This is a genomic window from Paenibacillus sp. 1-8 (assembly GCF_056316205.1).
This window is the reverse complement of the sequence record NZ_CM149995.1, coordinates 3413874-3433419: the sequence shown is the minus strand read 5'-3', so window position 1 is coordinate 3433419 and position 19546 is coordinate 3413874. Positions and strand designations below refer to the sequence as shown.

At 41.9% G+C, this 19546-nt stretch carries 37 protein-coding genes and 1 tRNA gene; 29 read left to right on the top strand and 9 right to left on the bottom strand.

Annotated elements, in window-relative coordinates:
- Positions 1-30: 30 nt before the first annotated feature.
- A complete protein-coding gene (locus AC0WRU_RS15730; RefSeq protein WP_025685320.1) occupies positions 31-357 on the top strand; it encodes a YnfA family protein in 327 nt (108 codons plus the stop codon).
- A gap of 98 nt (positions 358-455) precedes the next feature.
- Positions 456-608 carry a hypothetical protein gene (locus AC0WRU_RS15725; RefSeq protein WP_476125477.1) on the top strand — a complete coding sequence of 51 codons (153 nt, stop codon included), beginning with the start codon at positions 456-458 and terminating at the stop codon, positions 606-608.
- A 77-nt stretch (positions 609-685) separates the two neighbouring features.
- On the opposite strand, the gene AC0WRU_RS15720 is transcribed toward AC0WRU_RS15725, so the two are convergent.
- Positions 686-877, bottom strand: a complete 192-nt coding sequence (locus AC0WRU_RS15720) for a hypothetical protein (RefSeq protein WP_025685319.1) — start codon at positions 875-877, stop codon at positions 686-688.
- A 134-nt stretch (positions 878-1011) separates the two neighbouring features.
- Positions 1012-1170: a hypothetical protein gene (locus AC0WRU_RS15715; RefSeq protein ID WP_013311032.1), complete on the bottom strand. Its 159-nt coding sequence runs from the start codon at positions 1168-1170 to the stop codon at positions 1012-1014.
- Between the two features lie 247 nt (positions 1171-1417).
- Between AC0WRU_RS15715 and AC0WRU_RS15710 the strand changes: the two genes are divergently transcribed.
- Positions 1418-1503, top strand: a tRNA-Leu gene (locus tag AC0WRU_RS15710).
- Positions 1504-1579: 76 nt separating this feature from the next.
- Here the strand turns inward: AC0WRU_RS15710 and AC0WRU_RS15705 are convergent.
- The 3 genes from AC0WRU_RS15705 to AC0WRU_RS15695 all read right to left on the bottom strand — a co-directional run bounded on the left by AC0WRU_RS15705 (position 1580) and on the right by AC0WRU_RS15695 (position 4010).
- Positions 1580-2887 carry a tyrosine-type recombinase/integrase gene (locus AC0WRU_RS15705; protein ID WP_476125476.1) on the bottom strand — a complete coding sequence of 436 codons (1308 nt, stop codon included), beginning with the start codon at positions 2885-2887 and terminating at the stop codon, positions 1580-1582.
- A gap of 122 nt (positions 2888-3009) precedes the next feature.
- Positions 3010-3342 (bottom strand): ImmA/IrrE family metallo-endopeptidase, encoded by a 333-nt coding sequence (locus tag AC0WRU_RS15700; RefSeq protein WP_476128658.1) that lies wholly within the window; start codon positions 3340-3342, stop codon positions 3010-3012.
- A gap of 26 nt (positions 3343-3368) precedes the next feature.
- Complete coding sequence (locus AC0WRU_RS15695) at positions 3369-4010, bottom strand: helix-turn-helix transcriptional regulator (RefSeq protein ID WP_025685317.1); 642 nt, start codon at positions 4008-4010, stop codon at positions 3369-3371.
- 267 nt (positions 4011-4277) lie between these two features.
- On the opposite strand from AC0WRU_RS15695, the gene AC0WRU_RS15690 reads away from it, so the two are divergent.
- From AC0WRU_RS15690 to AC0WRU_RS15620, 15 genes are all read left to right on the top strand, one after another.
- Entirely contained in the window at positions 4278-4475 is a 198-nt protein-coding gene (locus AC0WRU_RS15690) for a helix-turn-helix domain-containing protein (protein WP_025685316.1), read from the top strand.
- Entirely contained in the window at positions 4472-5251 is a 780-nt protein-coding gene (locus tag AC0WRU_RS15685; protein WP_476125475.1) for a phage antirepressor KilAC domain-containing protein, read from the top strand. Before AC0WRU_RS15690 ends, AC0WRU_RS15685 begins: the two co-directional genes overlap by 4 nt.
- Positions 5248-5520, top strand: coding sequence for a helix-turn-helix domain-containing protein (locus tag AC0WRU_RS15680; RefSeq protein ID WP_025685315.1), 273 nt, complete (start codon positions 5248-5250; stop codon positions 5518-5520). The genes AC0WRU_RS15685 and AC0WRU_RS15680 overlap by 4 nt, the downstream gene beginning before the upstream one ends.
- An 18-nt stretch (positions 5521-5538) precedes the next feature.
- Complete coding sequence (locus AC0WRU_RS15675; protein WP_476125474.1) at positions 5539-5847, top strand: hypothetical protein; 309 nt, start codon at positions 5539-5541, stop codon at positions 5845-5847.
- A 257-nt stretch (positions 5848-6104) separates the two neighbouring features.
- Positions 6105-7238: a ParB N-terminal domain-containing protein gene (locus AC0WRU_RS15670; RefSeq protein WP_476125473.1), complete on the top strand. Its 1134-nt coding sequence runs from the start codon at positions 6105-6107 to the stop codon at positions 7236-7238.
- A complete protein-coding gene (locus AC0WRU_RS15665; protein WP_476125472.1) occupies positions 7225-7656 on the top strand; it encodes an ORF6C domain-containing protein in 432 nt (143 codons plus the stop codon). The genes AC0WRU_RS15670 and AC0WRU_RS15665 overlap by 14 nt, the downstream gene beginning before the upstream one ends.
- Positions 7657-7762: 106 nt before the next feature.
- Positions 7763-8122 (top strand): hypothetical protein, encoded by a 360-nt coding sequence (locus tag AC0WRU_RS15660; RefSeq protein WP_476125471.1) that lies wholly within the window; start codon positions 7763-7765, stop codon positions 8120-8122.
- A 450-nt stretch (positions 8123-8572) separates the two neighbouring features.
- Positions 8573-9244, top strand: a complete 672-nt coding sequence (locus tag AC0WRU_RS15655; protein ID WP_476125470.1) for a hypothetical protein — start codon at positions 8573-8575, stop codon at positions 9242-9244.
- 22 nt (positions 9245-9266) lie between these two features.
- Positions 9267-9665 (top strand): hypothetical protein, encoded by a 399-nt coding sequence (locus AC0WRU_RS15650; protein ID WP_476125469.1) that lies wholly within the window; start codon positions 9267-9269, stop codon positions 9663-9665.
- A gap of 30 nt (positions 9666-9695) precedes the next feature.
- On the top strand, positions 9696-10715 hold the full coding sequence (locus AC0WRU_RS15645) for a phage replisome organizer N-terminal domain-containing protein (protein WP_476125468.1): 1020 nt from the start codon (positions 9696-9698) through the stop codon (positions 10713-10715).
- Between the two features lie 4 nt (positions 10716-10719).
- Complete coding sequence (gene dnaI / locus AC0WRU_RS15640; protein ID WP_476125467.1) at positions 10720-11667, top strand: primosomal protein DnaI; 948 nt, start codon at positions 10720-10722, stop codon at positions 11665-11667.
- A 134-nt stretch (positions 11668-11801) separates the two neighbouring features.
- Complete coding sequence (gene dnaN / locus AC0WRU_RS15635) at positions 11802-12932, top strand: DNA polymerase III subunit beta (RefSeq protein ID WP_476125466.1); 1131 nt, start codon at positions 11802-11804, stop codon at positions 12930-12932.
- Positions 12933-13451, top strand: a complete 519-nt coding sequence (locus tag AC0WRU_RS15630; protein WP_476125465.1) for a DUF1064 domain-containing protein — start codon at positions 12933-12935, stop codon at positions 13449-13451.
- A complete protein-coding gene (locus AC0WRU_RS15625; RefSeq protein ID WP_476125464.1) occupies positions 13402-13716 on the top strand; it encodes a hypothetical protein in 315 nt (104 codons plus the stop codon). Before AC0WRU_RS15630 ends, AC0WRU_RS15625 begins: the two co-directional genes overlap by 50 nt.
- A complete protein-coding gene (locus tag AC0WRU_RS15620; RefSeq protein WP_476125463.1) occupies positions 13713-13940 on the top strand; it encodes a hypothetical protein in 228 nt (75 codons plus the stop codon). The genes AC0WRU_RS15625 and AC0WRU_RS15620 overlap by 4 nt, the downstream gene beginning before the upstream one ends.
- 26 nt (positions 13941-13966) lie before the next feature.
- On the opposite strand, the gene AC0WRU_RS15615 is transcribed toward AC0WRU_RS15620, so the two are convergent.
- A complete protein-coding gene (locus AC0WRU_RS15615; protein ID WP_476125462.1) occupies positions 13967-14194 on the bottom strand; it encodes a helix-turn-helix domain-containing protein in 228 nt (75 codons plus the stop codon).
- Positions 14195-14341: 147 nt separating this feature from the next.
- On the opposite strand from AC0WRU_RS15615, the gene AC0WRU_RS15610 reads away from it, so the two are divergent.
- From AC0WRU_RS15610 to AC0WRU_RS15590, 5 genes are all read left to right on the top strand, one after another.
- The gene (locus tag AC0WRU_RS15610; RefSeq protein ID WP_476125461.1) at positions 14342-14503 is read left to right on the top strand and encodes a hypothetical protein; all 162 of its coding nucleotides are present in this window, start codon (positions 14342-14344) and stop codon (positions 14501-14503) included.
- Between the two features lie 61 nt (positions 14504-14564).
- Complete coding sequence (locus tag AC0WRU_RS15605) at positions 14565-14888, top strand: hypothetical protein (RefSeq protein ID WP_476125460.1); 324 nt, start codon at positions 14565-14567, stop codon at positions 14886-14888.
- A 73-nt stretch (positions 14889-14961) separates the two neighbouring features.
- A complete protein-coding gene (locus AC0WRU_RS15600; protein ID WP_476125459.1) occupies positions 14962-15150 on the top strand; it encodes a hypothetical protein in 189 nt (62 codons plus the stop codon).
- Positions 15147-15329 carry a hypothetical protein gene (locus tag AC0WRU_RS15595; protein ID WP_476125458.1) on the top strand — a complete coding sequence of 61 codons (183 nt, stop codon included), beginning with the start codon at positions 15147-15149 and terminating at the stop codon, positions 15327-15329. The genes AC0WRU_RS15600 and AC0WRU_RS15595 overlap by 4 nt, the downstream gene beginning before the upstream one ends.
- A gap of 72 nt (positions 15330-15401) precedes the next feature.
- Positions 15402-16073: an HNH endonuclease gene (locus tag AC0WRU_RS15590; protein WP_476125457.1), complete on the top strand. Its 672-nt coding sequence runs from the start codon at positions 15402-15404 to the stop codon at positions 16071-16073.
- Positions 16074-16089: 16 nt separating this feature from the next.
- Here the strand turns inward: AC0WRU_RS15590 and AC0WRU_RS15585 are convergent, their stop codons facing one another.
- On the bottom strand, positions 16090-16311 hold the full coding sequence (locus AC0WRU_RS15585) for a DUF6199 family natural product biosynthesis protein (protein WP_025685294.1): 222 nt from the start codon (positions 16309-16311) through the stop codon (positions 16090-16092).
- A 93-nt stretch (positions 16312-16404) separates the two neighbouring features.
- Between AC0WRU_RS15585 and AC0WRU_RS15580 the strand changes: the two genes are divergently transcribed.
- The 3 genes from AC0WRU_RS15580 (at position 16405) to AC0WRU_RS15570 (ending at position 17855) form a co-directional block, all read left to right on the top strand.
- Positions 16405-16641, top strand: coding sequence for a hypothetical protein (locus tag AC0WRU_RS15580; protein ID WP_476125456.1), 237 nt, complete (start codon positions 16405-16407; stop codon positions 16639-16641).
- A 307-nt stretch (positions 16642-16948) separates the two neighbouring features.
- Complete coding sequence (locus AC0WRU_RS15575) at positions 16949-17332, top strand: TFIIB-type zinc ribbon-containing protein (RefSeq protein ID WP_476125455.1); 384 nt, start codon at positions 16949-16951, stop codon at positions 17330-17332.
- A 64-nt stretch (positions 17333-17396) separates the two neighbouring features.
- On the top strand, positions 17397-17855 hold the full coding sequence (locus tag AC0WRU_RS15570; RefSeq protein ID WP_476125454.1) for a hypothetical protein: 459 nt from the start codon (positions 17397-17399) through the stop codon (positions 17853-17855).
- Positions 17856-17877: 22 nt separating this feature from the next.
- On the opposite strand, the gene AC0WRU_RS15565 is transcribed toward AC0WRU_RS15570, so the two are convergent.
- Positions 17878-18075: a hypothetical protein gene (locus AC0WRU_RS15565; RefSeq protein WP_476125453.1), complete on the bottom strand. Its 198-nt coding sequence runs from the start codon at positions 18073-18075 to the stop codon at positions 17878-17880.
- Positions 18076-18180: 105 nt separating this feature from the next.
- Here AC0WRU_RS15565 and AC0WRU_RS15560 point away from each other — a divergent pair, with 105 nt between their 5' ends.
- Both AC0WRU_RS15560 and AC0WRU_RS15555 read left to right on the top strand, forming a co-directional pair.
- Positions 18181-18468 carry a hypothetical protein gene (locus AC0WRU_RS15560; RefSeq protein WP_476125452.1) on the top strand — a complete coding sequence of 96 codons (288 nt, stop codon included), beginning with the start codon at positions 18181-18183 and terminating at the stop codon, positions 18466-18468.
- Between the two features lie 178 nt (positions 18469-18646).
- Complete coding sequence (locus AC0WRU_RS15555) at positions 18647-19051, top strand: hypothetical protein (RefSeq protein WP_476125451.1); 405 nt, start codon at positions 18647-18649, stop codon at positions 19049-19051.
- Between the two features lie 57 nt (positions 19052-19108).
- Here the strand turns inward: AC0WRU_RS15555 and AC0WRU_RS15550 are convergent, their stop codons facing one another.
- Positions 19109-19291, bottom strand: coding sequence for a hypothetical protein (locus AC0WRU_RS15550; RefSeq protein WP_476125450.1), 183 nt, complete (start codon positions 19289-19291; stop codon positions 19109-19111).
- Between the two features lie 110 nt (positions 19292-19401).
- Between AC0WRU_RS15550 and AC0WRU_RS15545 the strand changes: the two genes are divergently transcribed.
- The gene (locus AC0WRU_RS15545; RefSeq protein WP_476125449.1) at positions 19402-19545 is read left to right on the top strand and encodes a hypothetical protein; all 144 of its coding nucleotides are present in this window, start codon (positions 19402-19404) and stop codon (positions 19543-19545) included.
- Position 19546: the final 1 nt, after the last annotated feature.

Here is a 19546-nt window from a genome sequence, read left to right as displayed (position 1 = left end):
AGAAGATTATCAGAATAGGGATGTGAAATGGTGTTAAAGGCAGCGTTACTTTTTATTTTGGCTGGCATAGCTGAAATTGGGGGAGGGTATCTGATCTGGCAGTGGCTGCGTGAAGGGAAGACATGGTATGTCGGACTTTGCGGCGGGGTGGTTTTGGCTGTCTACGGAGTCATTGCAACTTTTCAGGTTTTCTCCTCTTTTGGGCGTGTGTATGCAGCATATGGAGGTGTCTTTATTGTCCTTTCCATTGCATGGGGATGGTGGATTGATAAAAAGACACCTGATTTGTACGATATCGTGGGTGGATTGATTTGTTTGGTCGGGATAGCAGTAATACTTTTTCCCCGGACTGGATGATAGGACAAAAAGCCCTTTTTTATTTTTTTGAAAAACATGACTATTGATCTACATAAATGAGCTTCATATTCCGAAATAGAACTTAAGGAGGGGGTTCTATGAACTGGAATCAAATGAAGCTTAGATTGAAATTTGGCCATGCTGCACCGAAGAGTGAAGGGAATTTCTCAGTGGGCATCGTGTGGGGAATCCTGATTAGTATGGTGCTTTGGGTTTCAATTATTGGCTGGTTTATGCTTATTTTCAAGTGATCACTAGAAATCACGGTTTATAAGATTGCTTGGTTCAATGTTGTTGTTTGAGTAACCCATGCCTTATGACCCATGCTTTAATCTGTAAAATCGTTACGCAGCTTGTTCAAGCCACGGCCCACAGCTTCTTCAATCATATCTGTAGCAGCAGGAGTATCGGCATCGAGGTCAGGGATACGATTAAAACCTGGCTCACGCTGATCTAACGACTGTTCAGGTTCGACCTGATCGACGGTACGATTCTTTTCTTGCCAAATGTTTTCTTTCATAATACATCACACGCTCCTTTATGAGTGCAAGCATACTGTATGCTTTATATAAGTATTAACGCTCAAGGCGGCTAAAGCGGCTATAATAATAAAGCCGGGGAGGAAGTTGCTCCCGCCCGGCACTTCCCAAACGACTAGCGATGCTCAATCAGATCAATCGCTCCCAGAACAACATGAGCCAGTCCGAAACCGAGAATGCCTGTAGCCGCAAGCTTGTACTTACTGCTCAGCAACACAGCGCCTGAAGCCGATACTACCGTTCCAAGAACAGCTGGAATCATACCTTCACGCATTCGTAACACCCCTTCTGGTAGTTTGGAAAGACGTTTATTAGTGTAATTCAAATGCGTCCAAGTTATGCAGAAAAGAATTTTTATTATTTTAGAAAAAAATACTTTACAACTTGATGAAATTGTCGTATTATATGTTGGTGCCCATTAAAAAGGTATTTACATAACGAGAACCAGTTTGTACATAAGCTGGATGTTTCTCCGTTACTTGTAAGAGAAGTAAGTATGAAAATAGCGTTCCTAAATTTATGCCGGGGTGGCGGAATTGGCAGACGCACAGGACTTAAAATCCTGCGGTAGGTGACTACCGTACCGGTTCGATCCCGGTCCTCGGCATTCAGAAAAGCACCTGAGATCCCTTGATACATAAGGGATCTTTTGTTTTTGTATGGGATTTTTAGGATCGCCAAAATCAAGAAGAATGAGCGTCGTTTTTGCCGTTGGGGACGGATTGGGGACGGATTCTCGGATCGAACTTATCAAGGTGCGAAGCGGTCTTGCGGCTGAGCCTTTTTGTTACGTGGGCATACGTATCGCTGGTGACTTGTGATGTAGCATGTCTCAGTCGATGTTGAATCTCTTTAATAGATGCTCCTTGCTCTAATAAGTACGTTGCATTCGTATGCCGCAGGCCGTGCAGGGTTACATATCGAAACCCGTTTTTCTCACACCAATCTTTCCACCGTTGTGTCGGTGTAGTATGGTAGTAAGGCTTGCCGTAGCCGGAATGGAATACGAAATTGCGATCGCCACCTTGCCACTTGTCCATCAGTTTCATTTTTAGCTTCCGGCACGCTTTGATGTGAGCGGCCAACTCTTCCATATACCACAGAGGCATGTCCACATAGTCGTTTGATGCTTCGTTCTTAGTGTCCGTTATGTCGGCCTGACCGTCTTCGGTGTTTGATATACTCTCGTCAATCCGCAGCCTACAATTCACAAAGTCGCAGTCATCAATTTCAAGTGCAATTAACTCTCCGCGTCTAAAACCTCCGATAATTGCCGCAAGAAAATACATACGCCATACCGATTTAGTTTCGAGTAGCGCATCAATTACAGCTGTCGCTTCATCTTCTTCGTAGTAATTTTTCCGATCCTTTCGCACCTTCTTATTCTCTTTGCTAATCTGAGGTCGCTTGACACCATCCATTGGGTTTGTTTTTATAACGGTCCATTCAACAGACCGTTTAAAAATGTTCATCGTAACATCATATGCATATTGCACCGTCCGAGACGATAGTTGGTCTTTGCCTCCTCGTTTGTCGACGCGAGCGCCTGGTTTTCGTAGATCAGTAAACAGTTTAACCAATTCCATCGTCGTTATCTCATCAAGTAGTTTGTGTCCAATCTTCGGTAATACGTGATTGTTGATTTTCGAACAATGTGATTTTAGAGTGGTGCCGTTTTTATATTCAATCACAGCATGTTTTGGTTTCCATTCATTTTCGTAAAAGTCCTTGAAAGTCATTTTTGATGGCGCGATATAATTTCCACTTAATACTTCTCGTTTGAAATCCGCCAATTGATCATCCAGATATTCTCTTAATTTTTTCGGGGCTTCCGATAATTTTGCACATTTTACAGACAGTTTCATTAATGCCGGCTCTTCAATTGTGATAGATGTACGTGGTCGGTTGCGGGTGCCGTCAGCATTTAGGCCGAGGTCTACTGTCAACCGCCAAGTATTTTCTCCTCGTTTTTCTATACTTCCTTTAGCCATAGTGAAACTCCTTTCCTAATTTCATCCTGATTCTAACGACCTATATAAGTAAAATCACCTCCTTAACGGGAATGTATGTTCTGTTTTTGGGCATGGAAATACTAACATCATTCCATAATGACCTACTGGATAAATAATTTATGTAGTTCGAGAGGAATTCCGCATCTCAAATAATAATGTGAAATGGATTCGTCGATATATTGATCTATTCCATGTGTAAGTAGCTTCAAAGCGAATATATTGGCTTGTTTCTCATATTTTCCGGTGTTAAAAAATGCATTCTGATCAAGCCGAAATCTGTTTAAACCTGGATGTAGTTGGTCATGAGCAAGTTCATGAGCACAGACCATGCGTTGCCAATTCTCATCCAGGTCATTGTGTATCACTATACATCTCCTTCTCATTTTTCTGTAATACATCCCCTTGGTTGATCGGCCCAAATCTGCATGATAAATAATGATATTCAGGCCATAGGCTGCACCTACTCGTCTTTTTTCTTACGGCCATAGGTCTTTTTGTTTTTGGCTTTTATGTCCCAGAACATAGCCTCCATGACTCGCTTTATTCTTTCTTTGTCATCATTTGAGATTGGTACTCCATCAAACATTATCGGTCCGTCTTCCTCCAACATTGTCTTAAAATCTCGAATATCCTTGGGGGAAGCCCAATCAGGCACTGAACTCAACGAGGAATTAACTGGAATTTCATCCGCATTAGTCATTTCATAGTAGCTATGCTTTTCCAATAATTCAGAAAGGGAAATACCCAATTCATCTGAAATAAGAGAGGCAGTTCCTACGCTCATCGGTCTACCTCCTAACTCATATTGTTCCAGATCATCAATTTCAAGGGCTAAAGATTTTGCAAGTTTCTCTAAACTTACACCTTTTTCTTCCCGTTCCTTTTTTAATATCCATCCAATGCCATAAAAATCTCCTCTGCCTACCAGTTCGTCAATGGATAAGCGGAAGTAATTTGCGACTTTTTCTATTTTGTCGATTGAAGGAGAACTCTTTTCCCAGTTGTATATAGATCCTCTTCCAAAACCCAATTCCTTCTCCAATTTTGGAATAGATATACCTTTCGTTACGCAAGCCGACTTTATATTTTCGACTATGGACACGATCACAACACTCCTTCATAAATGACTGTATAAATACGAAATAAATGTTGACCATTCGTAAATAATCAGTTAATATTGAGACAAAGCTTGATTATTGGCAAAAAAGACAACAAAAAAACAGAGGGTATATAACCCATATTTAAAAAAATCGTTCCCCAACGATTGAATTTGATGTTGCCTTCTTTAAAGATATTAGTTTATTTTCAGTCGAATGTCAATAATTAAGCTGATTATTCAACAAACAATTAGAAAGGAGAGAAAGCCAATTTGACCAATTACACTGAATTCGGCATAGAAGCAAGAAAAATCATGCTTCAAAGGAATATTAAGATGATTCATATTGCAAAAGAATTAGGGGTGTCCTCGACCTATGTATCAGAAATCTTTAAGGGAACCCGCGAAGGAAAGAAACAAAAGCCTATAATTGCTGAAATACTGGGCATCGAAATTGAGGTGACAGAATGAATGTAATTGAAGCTATTGATTACAGGAATCAACGAGTGTTAACAACGTCGCAACTAGCTGAGTCGTATAGAACTGATACTCGTCGGATTTCAGAAAACTATAATCGTAATAAAGATCGTTACATTGAGAGCAAGCATTTCATTGGACTTGCAGGGCAGGAGAAACGTGAATTTTTGAACCATACGCAAATTGACGATGGTTCAAAAAACGCTGCTATTCTTTACCTATGGACTGAAAAAGGTGCATGGATGCATGCAAAGTCACTTAATACAGATAAAGCCTGGGAAGCTTATGAAATGTTGGTCGATGAATATTACCGAGTGAATGAAATGGCTATCAATGTTCCTCGTTCTCTGCCGGAAGCATTGAGACTCGCTGCTGATCTAGCAGAAAAGAACGAAGCACTTCAACTACAGAATGCACAAAAGGAACAAATTATTCATGAATTAAAGCCTAAAGCAACTTACTACGATCTGGTTCTGCAAACCAATTCTGTAGTGGCAATTTCAAAAAATGCAAAAGACTACGGATTAAGCGCCAGATCATTAAACGAGATTCTGCATGATGAGGGTATTCAGTTTAAGCAAGGCGGCTGCTGGCTGTTATATCAGAAATTTGCGGATAAAGGATATACACAAAGTAAAACTCAACTCATTGATGAAACGCGGAGTAAAATGCATACCTATTGGACGCAAAAAGGAAGATTGTTTATTTATGAGCTACTTAAACAAAAGAATATTCTTCCAGTTATAGAACGAGAGGGTGCAATGGTATGACGGCTATTGAACAAGCGATCAATGAAATTGTTGCTGTTCAAGTTGCCGCAGCTGAAAAGCGGTTAATGGAAAGATTGAATATAGCTACAGATAAAAGATTAAATGTGGAACAAGCTGCCAAATATCTTGGTATCTCGGAGAAGTTGCTCTACAACATGTGTAAAAAGAAACAAATTCCGCATAGGAGATTCGGAACTAGGATTGTGTTCAGCTCCGCAGCTTTAGATGCCTGGGGAAGGGAACAGGATAAAGTTAATTATCGGACTTAGAAAGGAGAACAAAACTAAATGACTACACCCAATATTGAACAACTGAATAAACGACTGCCTGATTTAAAGAATGTAAGCACGAATGATTTGATCAATGAACTGGCAACCAGACCAGGGATTGAAAAGATATCCGTTGGATTATATCGACACTTTGAACTTAAAAGAAAATATCATAAAGAACGTTTGTCTGATGAGGATATCTATGTAGAAGCAAAGGAGGTTCTTGTTGTGCTACCCAATCTGAAAAAAGAAGATTCATTAGGAACTGTGGAGAGATTTTGGCAAGAGCGATCTGAGCTTATCGAAAGGTCCCAAAGACAGAGCTAAAGGAGGCGTGAACCTTGTCTTTTTATCATCATCCTGTAAAGAGGGAGAATTTTTTGACTCGTGTCACGGTATCGCGATATTCCATCAACCAATCGACAAAGTTAGGAACTGCATCAAAGACGGTCGAAAGCCAATTAGTTATTGAATTGGATTTTCATAGTAATGATTTTAGTCCCGCAAAATTCGAAGAGTTCATGAGTAAGTTCCAGAACTTTTTGAATGAAAGCTATGAATAGCCTTTAGAAAGGAGACTTAACTTGCAAATTGACATTAACAAAATAAAAGTCAGTGACCGCATTCGCAAAGATTTCGGCGGTATTGAAGAACTAGCCCAGGATATAGAACAAAACGGACTCATTAATCCTATAGTAGTAACACCGGATTATCAGTTGATAGCTGGAGAACGGCGATTGAGAGCGCATCAGTTCCTAGGTCGCTCAGAAGTAACGGTAAGAGTCATGGAGATTAGTGATGTTGAACACCAGCTTCGCTTGGAGATTTCGGAAAACGAACACCGTAAAGAGTTCACGTTTTCTGAACGAGTGGAATGGGGACGGAGGCTTGAAGAGGTCGAACGCTTGAAGGCCAAAGAGCGCATGGCTGGAGGTACGGAAAATTTTCCTGACCAACCTACCGGACAAGTTCGGGATATTGTAGCGGATCAAGCAGGATTTGGTTCCGGTCGGCAGTATGATAAAGCAAAATTTATCGCTGAAAATGCCACACCTGAGATTATCCAGCAGCTTGATGAAGGATTAATCAGTACCCATAAAGCTTTTGTTGAAACCAAAGCTCGTCTGGAAGCTGCTGTTCGCGAAGCCGAAGAGAGGGCCGAACAAGCAGAACAAGAAAAGCTTGCCTTGCAACGTCAGTATAAGGATGCTGTCCCAGTTGATCAAGTAGACGAGGCTGTAGCTGCTGCGGTAGAGCGCCATGAAGAAGAAACGAACGTGTTTATCCGGCAGAAGGAAAAAGAGGCTGAGGTCCAGCTTAAACAACGCGATGAATACTGGAAAAACAAAATCAATGAAGATTTGAAAAAAGAACGTTTAAAAGTTGAACAATTGAAGAGTGGCTACCAGAGAGCTAAAGAAGAGCTGGAGGCTCTCAAGCTTCAACAGCCTGATGATTTTAGCGATCAGCAGGCCGCAGCACAAATGAAGAAGCTCCGATTCGAGGCAGATAGCAACACAATTCAGGTAAGCATCCATGTGAAGCAATTTCTACAAAAGGTTGGAATTACTTCGTTCATGTTGGGTGCGATTGGGAGTGCAAGTAGTTCTGAAAAGAAACGGCTGTCTGAAGGTTTGGACATGTTAGAAGCCTTTGTCGAACAGATTCGTCCAGCCGTTAACGGCAGAAAGGTGGTAGATGCAAATGTCATTGATTAATCATAACCAGCAGCCGGATTACTTGGCGGTTGTAGAAAAGCAACTTCAACTCACAGAGGCCCAAGGCGTGGCTATTCGAGGCTTGTGGGATGGAATGAAGCAAATGCAAGTAGACGTTGCTGAAAAGGTCGAGGAAGTCCAGATGATGGTCCAAGAGGTTCGAGACAGCGTTACACTGACGGATGCTGAATGCTATCAGTTACAGGATGCAGTAAGAATCAGGTCCATTACTCTCGCAAAAGATCGTTACAAGGAGACAGATGGAAAATTTAATGAAACGGTCGGAAAATATCGCCGCATGATTTGGAGTAAGCTGAAAGTTTTGTTCTCGGTTGCAAAGTACAGTCACATCCGGCGCATAGATTTTGATGATTCCATTTACTTTGTCAAAGAGTTTCGTCCAGAAGACTATATCTAAAGGAGTGATCGGCTATGACTCTTCCAGAAATGGCTCGTATCTGGTTTAGTAATCCGTTACAGCATGCCATTATCGTCCGCAACATCCGGCGAAGAAAGAAGGCATTATGAGTATTTTCGTAATACCAGTAGTAACCGATGAAGGAGAAAAATTCACCATCAATAAAGAAGCCGAAAGCCTGATATTTGCTACCTTGGAAATTTATCGAGTTTTGAACAGTTTACACGTAGTAGATATGGAACTTCTGGAGCCGCAACTAACTGATAAGGACAAAGGTAAGCTTGCGCTTCAACGTGAAAAAGATCTTACAGAGCAGAAGTTACAAGCCTTGCATAAAACCCAATATGCGGTTTTGAATGGTCCATGGAGTGCTGCGGTAAGCAGGCAGAAAATGAAGCCATTAAATGAGCAAGCAAGGCAACTAAAGGCTAAAATATCCGAACTTGAAGCGGAGATATGGAGCTGAGAGAGTTGGACAAGCGAAAAGAATGTAGGGTGTTGAGAGCGCGATTGCGGGAACTATACGAGGACAGAATTGACGCTGCTAACTATGGATTACCGTATGACGAGATTCATGCTCAAATAGATTTGCTTACTGCACAGTTGAGTGAGCTGGAGCAATCTATAGATAAGAACGAAGAATATGAAGGCCTAGAGGCTCCTAAGCCATCGGGATACAAAATATCAGGGAAAGGAATAGGGATATGCATGCATTGCGGAAGAGAGGTTTTTTGCAGGACAAAAGTTTCCCGATCCAAAAGAAGAAGGACTTTTCTGTAATTACTACTGCCGTAATCGCAATAGAAAAATCAGAGAAGCCCTGACAAACAATCGTGCTACCAACACGATCATTTAACAAACAATTCAACGGCAGTATATCACGTAATCGAAAAAATGAAAATAGGAGTGAACAAATATGAATTTGAATAATATGGTAAACGAAGCTTTGGCAAACATTCATAGTGAGGGGTTAATTGAACAAATCGTCCGAAATAAGCTCGAAAAAACAATCGAATCCATTGTGGATGATATTTTCAGTAGCTATGGAGATTTTGGAAAACAGTTAAAAGAACATGTGAAACAACATTTTTCTATCAATCTCGGTGCGTTGGATTTACCGTCTTATAACACATTGATTACGCAAGTTATTAAAGAAAAACTGGATGAAATTACTCATGTACAGGGTGTGGAAAAGTTAAAGGAACAAATGGATAGAATGCTTTCTGATGTAAAGCCAGAGTATAAACTATCAGAACTTATTAACGGCTGGAAAGAAAGTGGAAACGAAGATAACGAATATGACGATAGTGATGAGTTCTCTCTTCATATAGACAAGGACTATAGCACATGGATTTACCTTGATCCAGAACCGGATAAGGGTAAGTATCAATGCAAATATGGAATGCTTGTTCGCGATGATGGTACATTATTCTGTCTGAAAATAGATGATCGTGAAATTAAATCAAAAGATATGATGTACGGCTTGCATGGAATCGCAGAGGATTTATTCAAGATTTATGCTCATGGTTCTAAGTTAGTCATTGATGAGGATGAAATAGACCTCTATTACGAAAATAGCGATTGCTAATTTTAGAGCGGAGTGATCCGGTTTGGAACTTGAACCTTATTTTAAAGACATTGATAGATTAAAAGAGTTGGCAAGTGAGTTGTCGGAGGATAATCCGGCAGCTCTCCTTAAAAAAATAGAACTGCTTACACAATGTCACGAACTAACTGGAGAAGTATCAGGGGAATGCGACAGGCAATATAAACTGATACATGTTCAAAGGGATATAGAGTATGCAAAAGCCTATATAAATGCATCAAGACCTAAGAAAGAACGGGCGGAACTTGACACGATAGAGATACGAATGATTGAAGCAGAGGCGTATGGGAGGTCTATGAAGTACAGAAATGAATTTTCAAGCCTCAGAGAAACTATTCATGCACTCAAATTGAAAATGAAGGTCAATTTTGCAGATGGATCAGTCAGGGGGAGATATGGTTGACCAAGTTTACAGTACAGTTAGGTGAAGAAAATGGCTGAAATTAAATGGATCAAGCTCAGTACAGGTATGTTTGATGATGAAAAAATAAAGATCATCGAAGACATGCCCGAGGCTGACACGATCATTGTTATATGGCTCAAGCTAATGACTATGACTGGTAGAGCCAACATGGGCGGCTACATCATGCTGACCGAAACCATTCCATATACAGAGGATATGTTGATTTCGGTGATCAAAAGGCCACTACCGGTTATAAAAATGGCCCTATCCATCTTTGAAAGATTCGGGATGCTGGAAGTGTCTGAACAAGGAGCCTTCTTTCTGCCTAATTGGGAGAAGCATCAGAATGTAGATGGAATGGATAAGGTCAGGGAACAAACTAAAAAGAGGGTTCGAAATTACCGGAACAAGCAAAAGCAGCTTGATTCAGGTGAAAATGATCCTCAGGTTACAGGAAACGCTACAAGTAACGTTACAGTAACGGGCAGTAACGAAACAGATAAAGAATTAGATTTAGAACTAGAACTAGAACTAGAAAAAGAAGGTAGTTGTTGTTTAACGCCTGAGGATGAATTCAATTCCAAAGATGAGGGGATACCGTCTTCCCGGCAAGGTACCGTTCCTGCCACTTCTGAAACAGATGCCGACTCTGGACAGGATGAAATATCATCAACGGACATTGATTATCGCAACGCGGTTGCCAACAAGTACCTTCAGCGCAGGGGAAGGGGGCTTGAAATATCGATGGCTGACGATCTCACCATTTCTGAGCTGCAAGCAGCCGGAATACCACTGACAACAGCGCTAGATGGTGTAGATCAAGCCTTTGATAACTTCAAACCCCAATATAAGCGACATGAAATTGGGAGCATGCGTTACTGTGCCAAAGTAATCTATGCATTACATGAGACACAATTAACATCAGTCAGACAAACAGGGACAGTAGAACTGAAGCCAGATGAAGTGGAGTTTACTCAGCCGGATTCACAGTATACCGAAGCTGATTTACAAAAAATGCTTGCTGAACTAAGGCAAAAGCAGGGAGGTTAACGGCATGGAGAGCTTTCAGCAAGAATTAAAGGCGTTGATACCAGCTCGTTTTTTCGAACGACAAGCTGAAGTAATCCGGCGCATCGATAACCATCCTGAAGTGCAACGCCTGCGGCGGAAGTACCCTGATCGGACAGCAGACTTAACCAGTCCACGGAACTATAGGGACATATCACAGCATCTAGCCTATTGCGATGCTTGCAGTGTATGTCCAGGATTAAAAGACTGCCAGAACGCTCACAAGGGGCATAGAAGTGTCGAGGAGCCTAACCCCGACAACAGCAGCGAGTTAGCATTCAGGTTCAAAAAATGTGAACTCCTGAAGGCTTACGAAAGGCAGCAGGGCATAGGTCAGAGGATCAAGAGTCATTTCATACCATCACACATTTTGGAAGCGACCTTTGATGATATCGAACCAGATCCGCAGAGATTAAGCGCGATCACCGCTGCTGTTAAGTTCTGTAGCACGTTTGTTCCGGGCAAGACAACAGAGGGACTATACCTTTATGGCCCTATGGGAGTTGGCAAAAGCCGGATAGCTGGGGCGATTGCCCAAGAGCTTGCTAAATGTGATGTGGAGGTCCTTATGGTCTATGTGCCGGACTTTTTATTGGAAGTTAAAGACGCTATCGGTTCTAAGACTGAGACCGTAGAACGCAAGCTTGATGCTCTCAGAACGGCTCCTGTACTCATACTTGATGATATCGGAGCTGAGACACTAACCGTTTGGACAAGGGATGAAGTGATAGGTCCTATCCTTCAACGGAGAATGGAACGTTTCCCGACGATTTACACATCCAATTTGACTATGAACGAGCTAAGGCAGCATCTGGCTAACCCCAAAGATAGCAGGGGAGTCCAAGACGATAAAAAGGCAGCTCGAATAATTGAACGGATTGAACCATTTGTAAAAGTCCTACCTGTAGGTGGTAGAAATAGACGGAGGGGATAGTGTGAGTGTGTGTAGAACATGTGGTGGTAGCAGGGTGGCGTACCAGTTTCGTGGCTCAATGATGGTGATGGGGCCATGCCCGGAATGCAACCCAAATGCTAGAAAGGACAGTTCGAAGGAGGAGGTCAGACCTTATGAATATAGTAGTGGACAGCGCATTACTAGCTGAAGCTTTAGAGGACGCAAGTAAAGCTATTTCAGCCAAAAGCATCATGCCAATACTTGGTTGCTTTTTAATCGAAGCCAATCAAGAGGGCTTAACTGTGACTGGCACTGACGATAGGGCAACGATACAGTCGTATGTTTTCGACGAGCATGTTCAAATCGAACGGAGTGGAAAGGTAGTTCTGCCTGAATTGTTTTTGAAAATGCTCAAGAAATTAAGTGGTGACGTTCGGATTGAGTCTAAAGATGGTATGAATGTGATTATCACGTCCCGGAATAAAGAAATCGAAATGGCAGGATTGGACCCCGAGGAATTTCCTCTGCCCCCTTCAATAAATGACAATGAATACATTGAAATTACTGGGAAAGATCTAAAGGGATTATTCAAAAAGGCTATCTTTGCGGCAGACATTGATGGTAAAGGCATGCCTATACTAACTGGAGCAAATGTCTACCTAAAGACCGGGAAAATAGGAATGGAAGCAACCAATAGGTATCGCCTTTCAAAAACGGAAAAGGAAATTGAATCGGGGGATTTTGGTAGTGCTGTGATCGAAGCAAGAGGTCTGGTTGAACTTCAGAAGATCATTACAGATAAGGACGATGTTCAATTTGGCTTTTCAAAGGGGAAGGATGATCAGGTAGTCTATGCCTTTGCTCGCACAGAGAGATTCACTTTTTACTCTCGTGTTTTGGAGGGCGAGTATCCAGACATACACCAGATGGTTATTGTTCCTGATAGTGGTACGAGGATAGAGATAAATAAACAAGAATTTTTGGAATCTGTTGAACTTATCTACACTCTGGCAAAAGAAGAGAAAAATAATATGGTTAGGCTTGATATAACTGAGAAAGAAATAAATATTCGCGGAAAAGGAAAGCAAACGGGTAAGGCGAGCGAAAGTATTGTTCCTATTAAGTTTACGGGACAGGATCTAACCATTTCCTTGAATTCTAAGTATGCTATGGATGCTTTAAAAGCTTTGGATGGGGAAAAAGTCACTTTGGTTTTCACAGGCAAAATGAAGTCTATTTTCATTCTCAGCAGCGAAGATGATCAAAGCGTCCATGTGGTTCAGCCATACAGGACGGTAGATTAAATGAGCAAATATAATGCCAGTAAAGTAATCGTCACAGATGATGGAACACTTTTCACAGTGGCTGAGATAGAGGAATACAACCTTGATGTGACCGGGATCAGCTTCGATAGCCGCATGGAAGGAGAATATTATATAGAGTTGCTTAGGCAGATGCGGTATGGCGAGATTAAGGACTTTAGCTGCCAGCCCAAGTTTACTTTGCAGGAAAAGCCAAAGGTGACGTATATAGCAGATTTTCTTGTTGTTGATCTGGATGGAAGCGAACGAGTAGTTGACATAAAAGGAGCGGAAACGTCTACTTTTAGAGTTAAATTTAAGCTATTTCAGGGGAAATACCCGACTATGCATATTGAATTACTTACAAAATGTCGTGGGGAATTTGTTCCGTTACAGCAAGTTAAAAAGGAAAGATCGGCTCGGAAACGGGCTGCGAATAAACTACTCAAACGTGCAGAGGGGAAGATGAAACATGCCAGAACTGACCGGAATGAAAGTGAAATTTACCGTAATCAAAAATGAGGATGCTGAGAAATATCTTGATGATCGGGATAAAAGTGAGTTGTCCCGCATCCTGTGGAAGATTCAAGAGTTGCGACATCTGAACGGAAAACCAGCTTTGAACACCTATCTTGTAGTGAACACCGATGAAAAGTATGCCGTGGACATTATGAGGATAATGCAAGCCAATAACCATTGGGGGCCAGTAAGTGACTCTAATCAGGCGGAGATGCAGTATGAAGGAGATACGCTTATTCTGCCGGGAACGGAGGAGGTGATTAAATGAAGCACTCTCAGAATGCAATTGAACGTCCAGAGGTAACACAGCGGATCATAGAATTGCTGGACAAGCAAAATGAGAAAGGCCTTAAGAAGTATGGAACCACCATAGACCAGGTATCCGATCAATCATATGACTGGAAACTCATGGCCTTGGAAGAGGCAACTGATTTGATTCAGTACCTCCAGAAAGAGGTTATGCGGCTCGAAAGGCTTCTTAATCCGATCTAAGCGGGAAACAAAAAGGAGCATAGAGGTTATTTCTCCTCTTGCTCCGTTTCATCAACATATTCTATTAAATCATTGACTGATTCCAAACCCAACGCCTTGTATATCTTGTTTAAGTTTTCTGGTGACCACTGCTTAGCCTTATTGTTCACCATGTCACTTATAGTATTTGGTCTAATGCCCGTTTGAATATGTAATTTATACATAGTCCAGTCAGGTTTAGATTCAAGTATCTGATCTAATTTTAAACGAAACATAGCAGCCACCTCTCTTACATTAACTTATCAAAAATAGTTAAACGAATCAAGATTATAATTTTCTTGACTACTAACGAAAATCGTTATATATTAAACCTATCGAAAATAGTTTAACTAAAATAGATAATAAATTGGAGTGAATTATCATTGAGAAAGACATATGTAAGAGTGGTGTTTGGGGATTTCGACTTTTATTACTGGTATCAGGAACTAATGCTGATGAGCATTTGGATAAAAGAGTTAAAGGTTCGTCTGAGCGAACGGAAACAGGCCATTAAGCTCAGAGCGTTCACCGGGATCATCCGGTGAGGTTGGCATGAGCCAAATAAGATCAGGAAAATTTTCCTGAACGTAATGGAGGTAGAATGTTATGAAAAATCACAGTATGGTAGCGGTCTTACGGAGAGAATTGGAAAAATCTCTTCCTGCAACTTTAACCCCTGAGCAAATAACATTGTTGGATCAAGCTGAGAAGCTTTTCGGACAAGCATATCAGGCAGGATACAAGGCAGCTCAACTCTTTGGCGGCGATGAATGGAATAACAACGCCTGCTTAGGCTATGCAATCCTTGGAGCAAAGAAGTTGAACTATACCGAGGACGACACCAAAAAGCTTGTCCGCTCAATTTACACAGAGTTCGACTTCAAGAGCATTGAAGAAGCCAGAACGGTTTATAACAATTCTCCTTATTGAGGAGTTTACACAACATTATAATGTAACGAGCAACATTGTACCGGAACTGAAAAAATGCAGGAGGGGATGAGTTGTGACGGAGCAAGAAGCAGATGAGTTCACCACGGCATTATCCGAACGTTACGCGGAGATACAGAAAAATAATTCTTATAACAACGAATTAATAAATATTTGGAATAATGCTATTGGTACTCTACCACCCGAAATAAAGCATGGCTTTGAAGAAAAATATAATCGCCTTACAAGGGAGAGTAGTTCGTGAAAAAGCTCGACTTGAACAAGCTTGATGAAGAGCCTATCGAAGTGCAGCAAGCCGTAGCGTTCTATGCTTCTCATACGATAAACGAAGTGCGTGTAACAACGGAAGAAAGGTATAAACATTATTCTGTTTTAGAGGAAGTAGGATTGCTTGAACCTCTAAAATCCGTAGTGGAGCCGTAACGGATTAGGTACAAAATATAAGCGTAGGCACAGGAAATAAGAAACTAAATTGTCGGAAAGGTGGCGAGGGGAATGTCCCATCAAACATTTTGGAAGCCCGAGAAAAAGGTGAAGCAAAAGAAGGCTTACAGCAGCCTCGGACAGCGGAAAAAGGATAAGAAACCAGTTCCGGAATGGAAGAAGGACATCCTCTCTCACCACCAGTCACGACGACCTAACACCAAGGAGCGCGGTGAATTCCCGAAGGATGTAATTTCGGAGTTGATTGCCGATTCAAACGGGATCTGCGAATGTTGCAAAACTGCCGAAGCCACGACTACTCATCACGTTTATCCGCGTGGAAGAAAAGGGCGAGGAGTCAAGACAAACGGATTGCGGCTCTGCTGGCCTTGCCATGATCGGATACAAACAAATGAGGAACTGCTGCAATTCTGGATTTCAGCTTTCCGAGACAAATACGGAGATCATTTTTGGTTTGATGAACAAGATTGGGAAGAGTATAACCGCAAACAGGCGGCGAGGAAGCGCATAGAAGCCGAGAAAAAGGAACATCTGGAATCTATTAAGCCAGTGATGGAACTGCTTACTACAGCGGCAGGTAGATCTTTGAAGGTTAAGGAAGTGCGCTTGCTGGAAGCTATGGATGGAAAACAGATTTGTGTTTTTGAAAACATGCTAAATGATATTTTAGGAGCTTCAGCTAAACAGCAAGTGCCTTTTGGATATGGGTATTTTGATGATTGATAACAGATAGCAGAGCTTATAGGAAGATAACCAAAAGCCCACATGCTAAAAAGAAGGAGCCTATGAGTATAGATACAGAGCCTCTAAATTTCATGTCATCAATGTAAGCGTCGCTTGGTTCTGAGTCACCTTTTATCTTCCACGCTTCGCTTGCACGCCATCCCCAAGTGGGATTTCGTTTACTTAAAATACCAAGTGCGAAAAAAATAATTGCAAAAAGAATAAGCATGAATCCCATTTGATCAGCCCCTTTAAGCAAATTATACCAAAAATTAACGATTTGAACAAAGCGTAAGTCAAGCCCCCAAGGGCAGAGAGGACATAACCCTATATGAAAACTGGATATGACAAAGAGTTTATTTACGACGATAAAATACATCCCCTTATGGCTGAAGTCATCAAGATATGCAAAGCCGAGGGAATACCGCTTATCGCTCAGTTTTATATACAGTCAGAGGATGCTCACCCGGATGGAGAGGCGTTATATGTTACGACGAACCTTTACGTTGAAGGCAATACACCTGCCCATATGAAAAAAATGGCGAGTATCGCGAGAAACGGAATTTAGGCCCCATAGGGGACAAGAAGGAGGGGCAGCATGACTCCTAAACGCAAAGGATGCTTCCGGGATAAGGAATGTACGTGTGAATGCGGCAATAAACACGAGTTATACAGCGGTGTAGGGTACAGGACCCTTGTTTGCGAAGCCCATTCTAACGGAAGTGTAGGCGGAGGTTATTACATCCACACGGTGGCGTGCAATAAATGTGGCGCAACCAGTGAACTTGTACTTTAGATAGATCATTTAGGAGGCTTTAGCCCTCCATAAGGGGGAGAGACACAATGCATCCCCTATACCAAAGGAGAGATATACCATGTGGCAAATAAGAAAATACGATATGAAGCATTTTTGGGACGAAAACTATGAGTTGATGGAGCTTATAAAGAAGGTTCCCGAAGAACCCGAGCCAGACTGTATTCTTGAGATTGATGGAAAAAATTATCGTTGGTGTGCTGTCAGTCACAAAGAAAGGGTTTATGGAGTGAAGGAAATCACCTTGAATCAAGATCCAGAAGAAGAAGCATATGGAGATTTCAAATGTCCTTATTGTGGATCTGTTGACGATGATGCTTGGGAACGTCCGGACGATGGCACTGTTGAGTGTGGTTCTTGCGGATCGAAGATTGAATATGAGAGAAATGTGGAGGGCACATATAGAGTTACACCTGTGAAGATGGCAAAGGTCGTAACTCTTTAACACATGGGAGAGGCATAACAGCCTCTTACCCTATACCAAACAATTCAGAAGGAGTGAATGAAGCATGAGTAAAACAATTTTGACTGAAAAGGGTTTTCAAAAAATTCAAAAGGAAATCGACCACATTAAAACGATTAGGATTCCCGATATAGAAAAACGATTAGAAGTGGCAGAACAAGTTGGCGATGAGGAAGCAATTAAAAGCATCAATGAAGAACGTAATTTTTATACTCAGCGCATCCCTTACTTGGAAAATATGCAGGCTACCGCCAAAGTAGTCAAGCCCGAATTCGGAACCTACGCAGCTCATCAACCAGGTTACGAAAGGTTTAAGCAACAAGGCGTACTGGATGATTATGTTTACCAGTCGCTAGTCCACATGGGACATGCATCCCACCAACTATCATGGGCGCTTACGGTGCTCGATCATACAGATGTACCGAAGGAGCTACGGGAAGAAATCAGACAGGTTGTAGCCGCTATACCGAAGCTTCAAGAGCAACTAAGAGCGTACCGAAAGTAATTTCAGCCTCTTACCCTATACCCTACTGCCGCTGCATATCTGCTTCAAAATCCTCTACGATGCCACGTGCGGTGTCTGGAAGCAAGCCACGTACGTTCGTCAAGTAGAAATACATGTGGTCGAAAATCGTTTCATAAGTTCTCATTTCTGCTGCATGGGATTCATCCGATTTAATGTATTCCATGTGGTCCTTGGCAAGCATGCTGGTTTCAACTCTCATAATGCACCTCCAAAGTTTTACTAGAATTACAACATGATATACAGCATTTGTAAATGTTAGATATTTTGCAAGGGTTACCCCCCTATAAGGAGAGTGAATGGATAAATGAAACTTGATAAAGAGCTGAACATTACCGGATATGCACGGAACCAAGCCAAATCAGCGAGCCACACCATTGCAGACCTGCTGAGTCGGATTGATCTGGCATCAGGTATGGTACGCGACGATCTGCTTGAGCCAGAAAAGTACACTAATTTTGTTCTTAACGCTAAGAAGGAAATTAAAGATAGCGTGTCTATTATCTACAGCTATCTACATTTGCAGGATGTCGAAGGTCATTACGATCAGGCATTTGTACAGGCTTCCCAAGGAGGGAACAACTCAGTGGGATAATACACCTCAAACGCCGCGTCGAACGGTTTTATCTGGACGAAGATGGCGAACTGGTTTTTGCACTCTACGAGGATATAGATGGATACGTGCATTACAGATACTGCTCGTTTGATGCGGATAAATACACAATGTTATCGGTTCTGTTTTACAAAAATTTCGTTAGGGAGGAAGAACAGTCATGAGTGAACGGACAATTAATTTTCCGGATGGTTTAGAACCTATGTCAGAAGAAGATTTGCAAACTATTTGGAACAAAGCCGACGATGCTCGGGGTGATCAAGCTCATATGAGTAATGATGTGTTTGATTTAGTTAACGCTCTTGAAGCTGCCTATACGCAAATTGACTCACTCCAGCAGCAGGTAAAGGAACTAGAAGCGGGTAACAAGGCCGCCTGTGAGTCGCGTGAGATTGCAGTTAGAAACGCACGTGAGACATGTATAACCAGCAATCAACATTACGCTATGGCGTTTGAACTCCGCGAGCAGCTTGCAGAGAGGGACCGGACAATAGCCCGGCTCACTGGCGATCTGGAAGCTGCGGAGCTGGCTATAGCCTCTTACCGGGCAGAATTAGGGGAGTAACCCACCAATACAAGTCTGGCTCTCCAGCACATTGCCAGAGAGCCATAGGGTGGAGTATTAATCGAGCTTCACTGCCGACACTACTGCATGTTGAAAATCTGAATTGTCATCATGCAGGAATAAGAGGTCATCCGCCAGCTCCTCGCCCGGCAGTTGGCACTCAACTGACCAGACAGTCCAGCCCTTTGTTACAAAATTATAAAAAAATCCATCTTTATTTTCGATACCGTAGACTTTCATTTTCTCACCTCGCAGCAAGTCTAAAGCGAGGGAGATGGTTAGTCAATAGTTAAAAACCAACAATACAATACGCTCCTGCACTCTGACGGAGCGTTGGAAGGATGATAGATATGATACCAAATTATTATATGATGTGGCACGATCTGCGCGAGGAAATTAACCGTCTTGAAGCAGAGGGGATTGAGGATAACAATCTGGATTTGGGAGACTTGCAGCGGATCATGGACGAACTTGAAATGGACCATAGGGATTAAG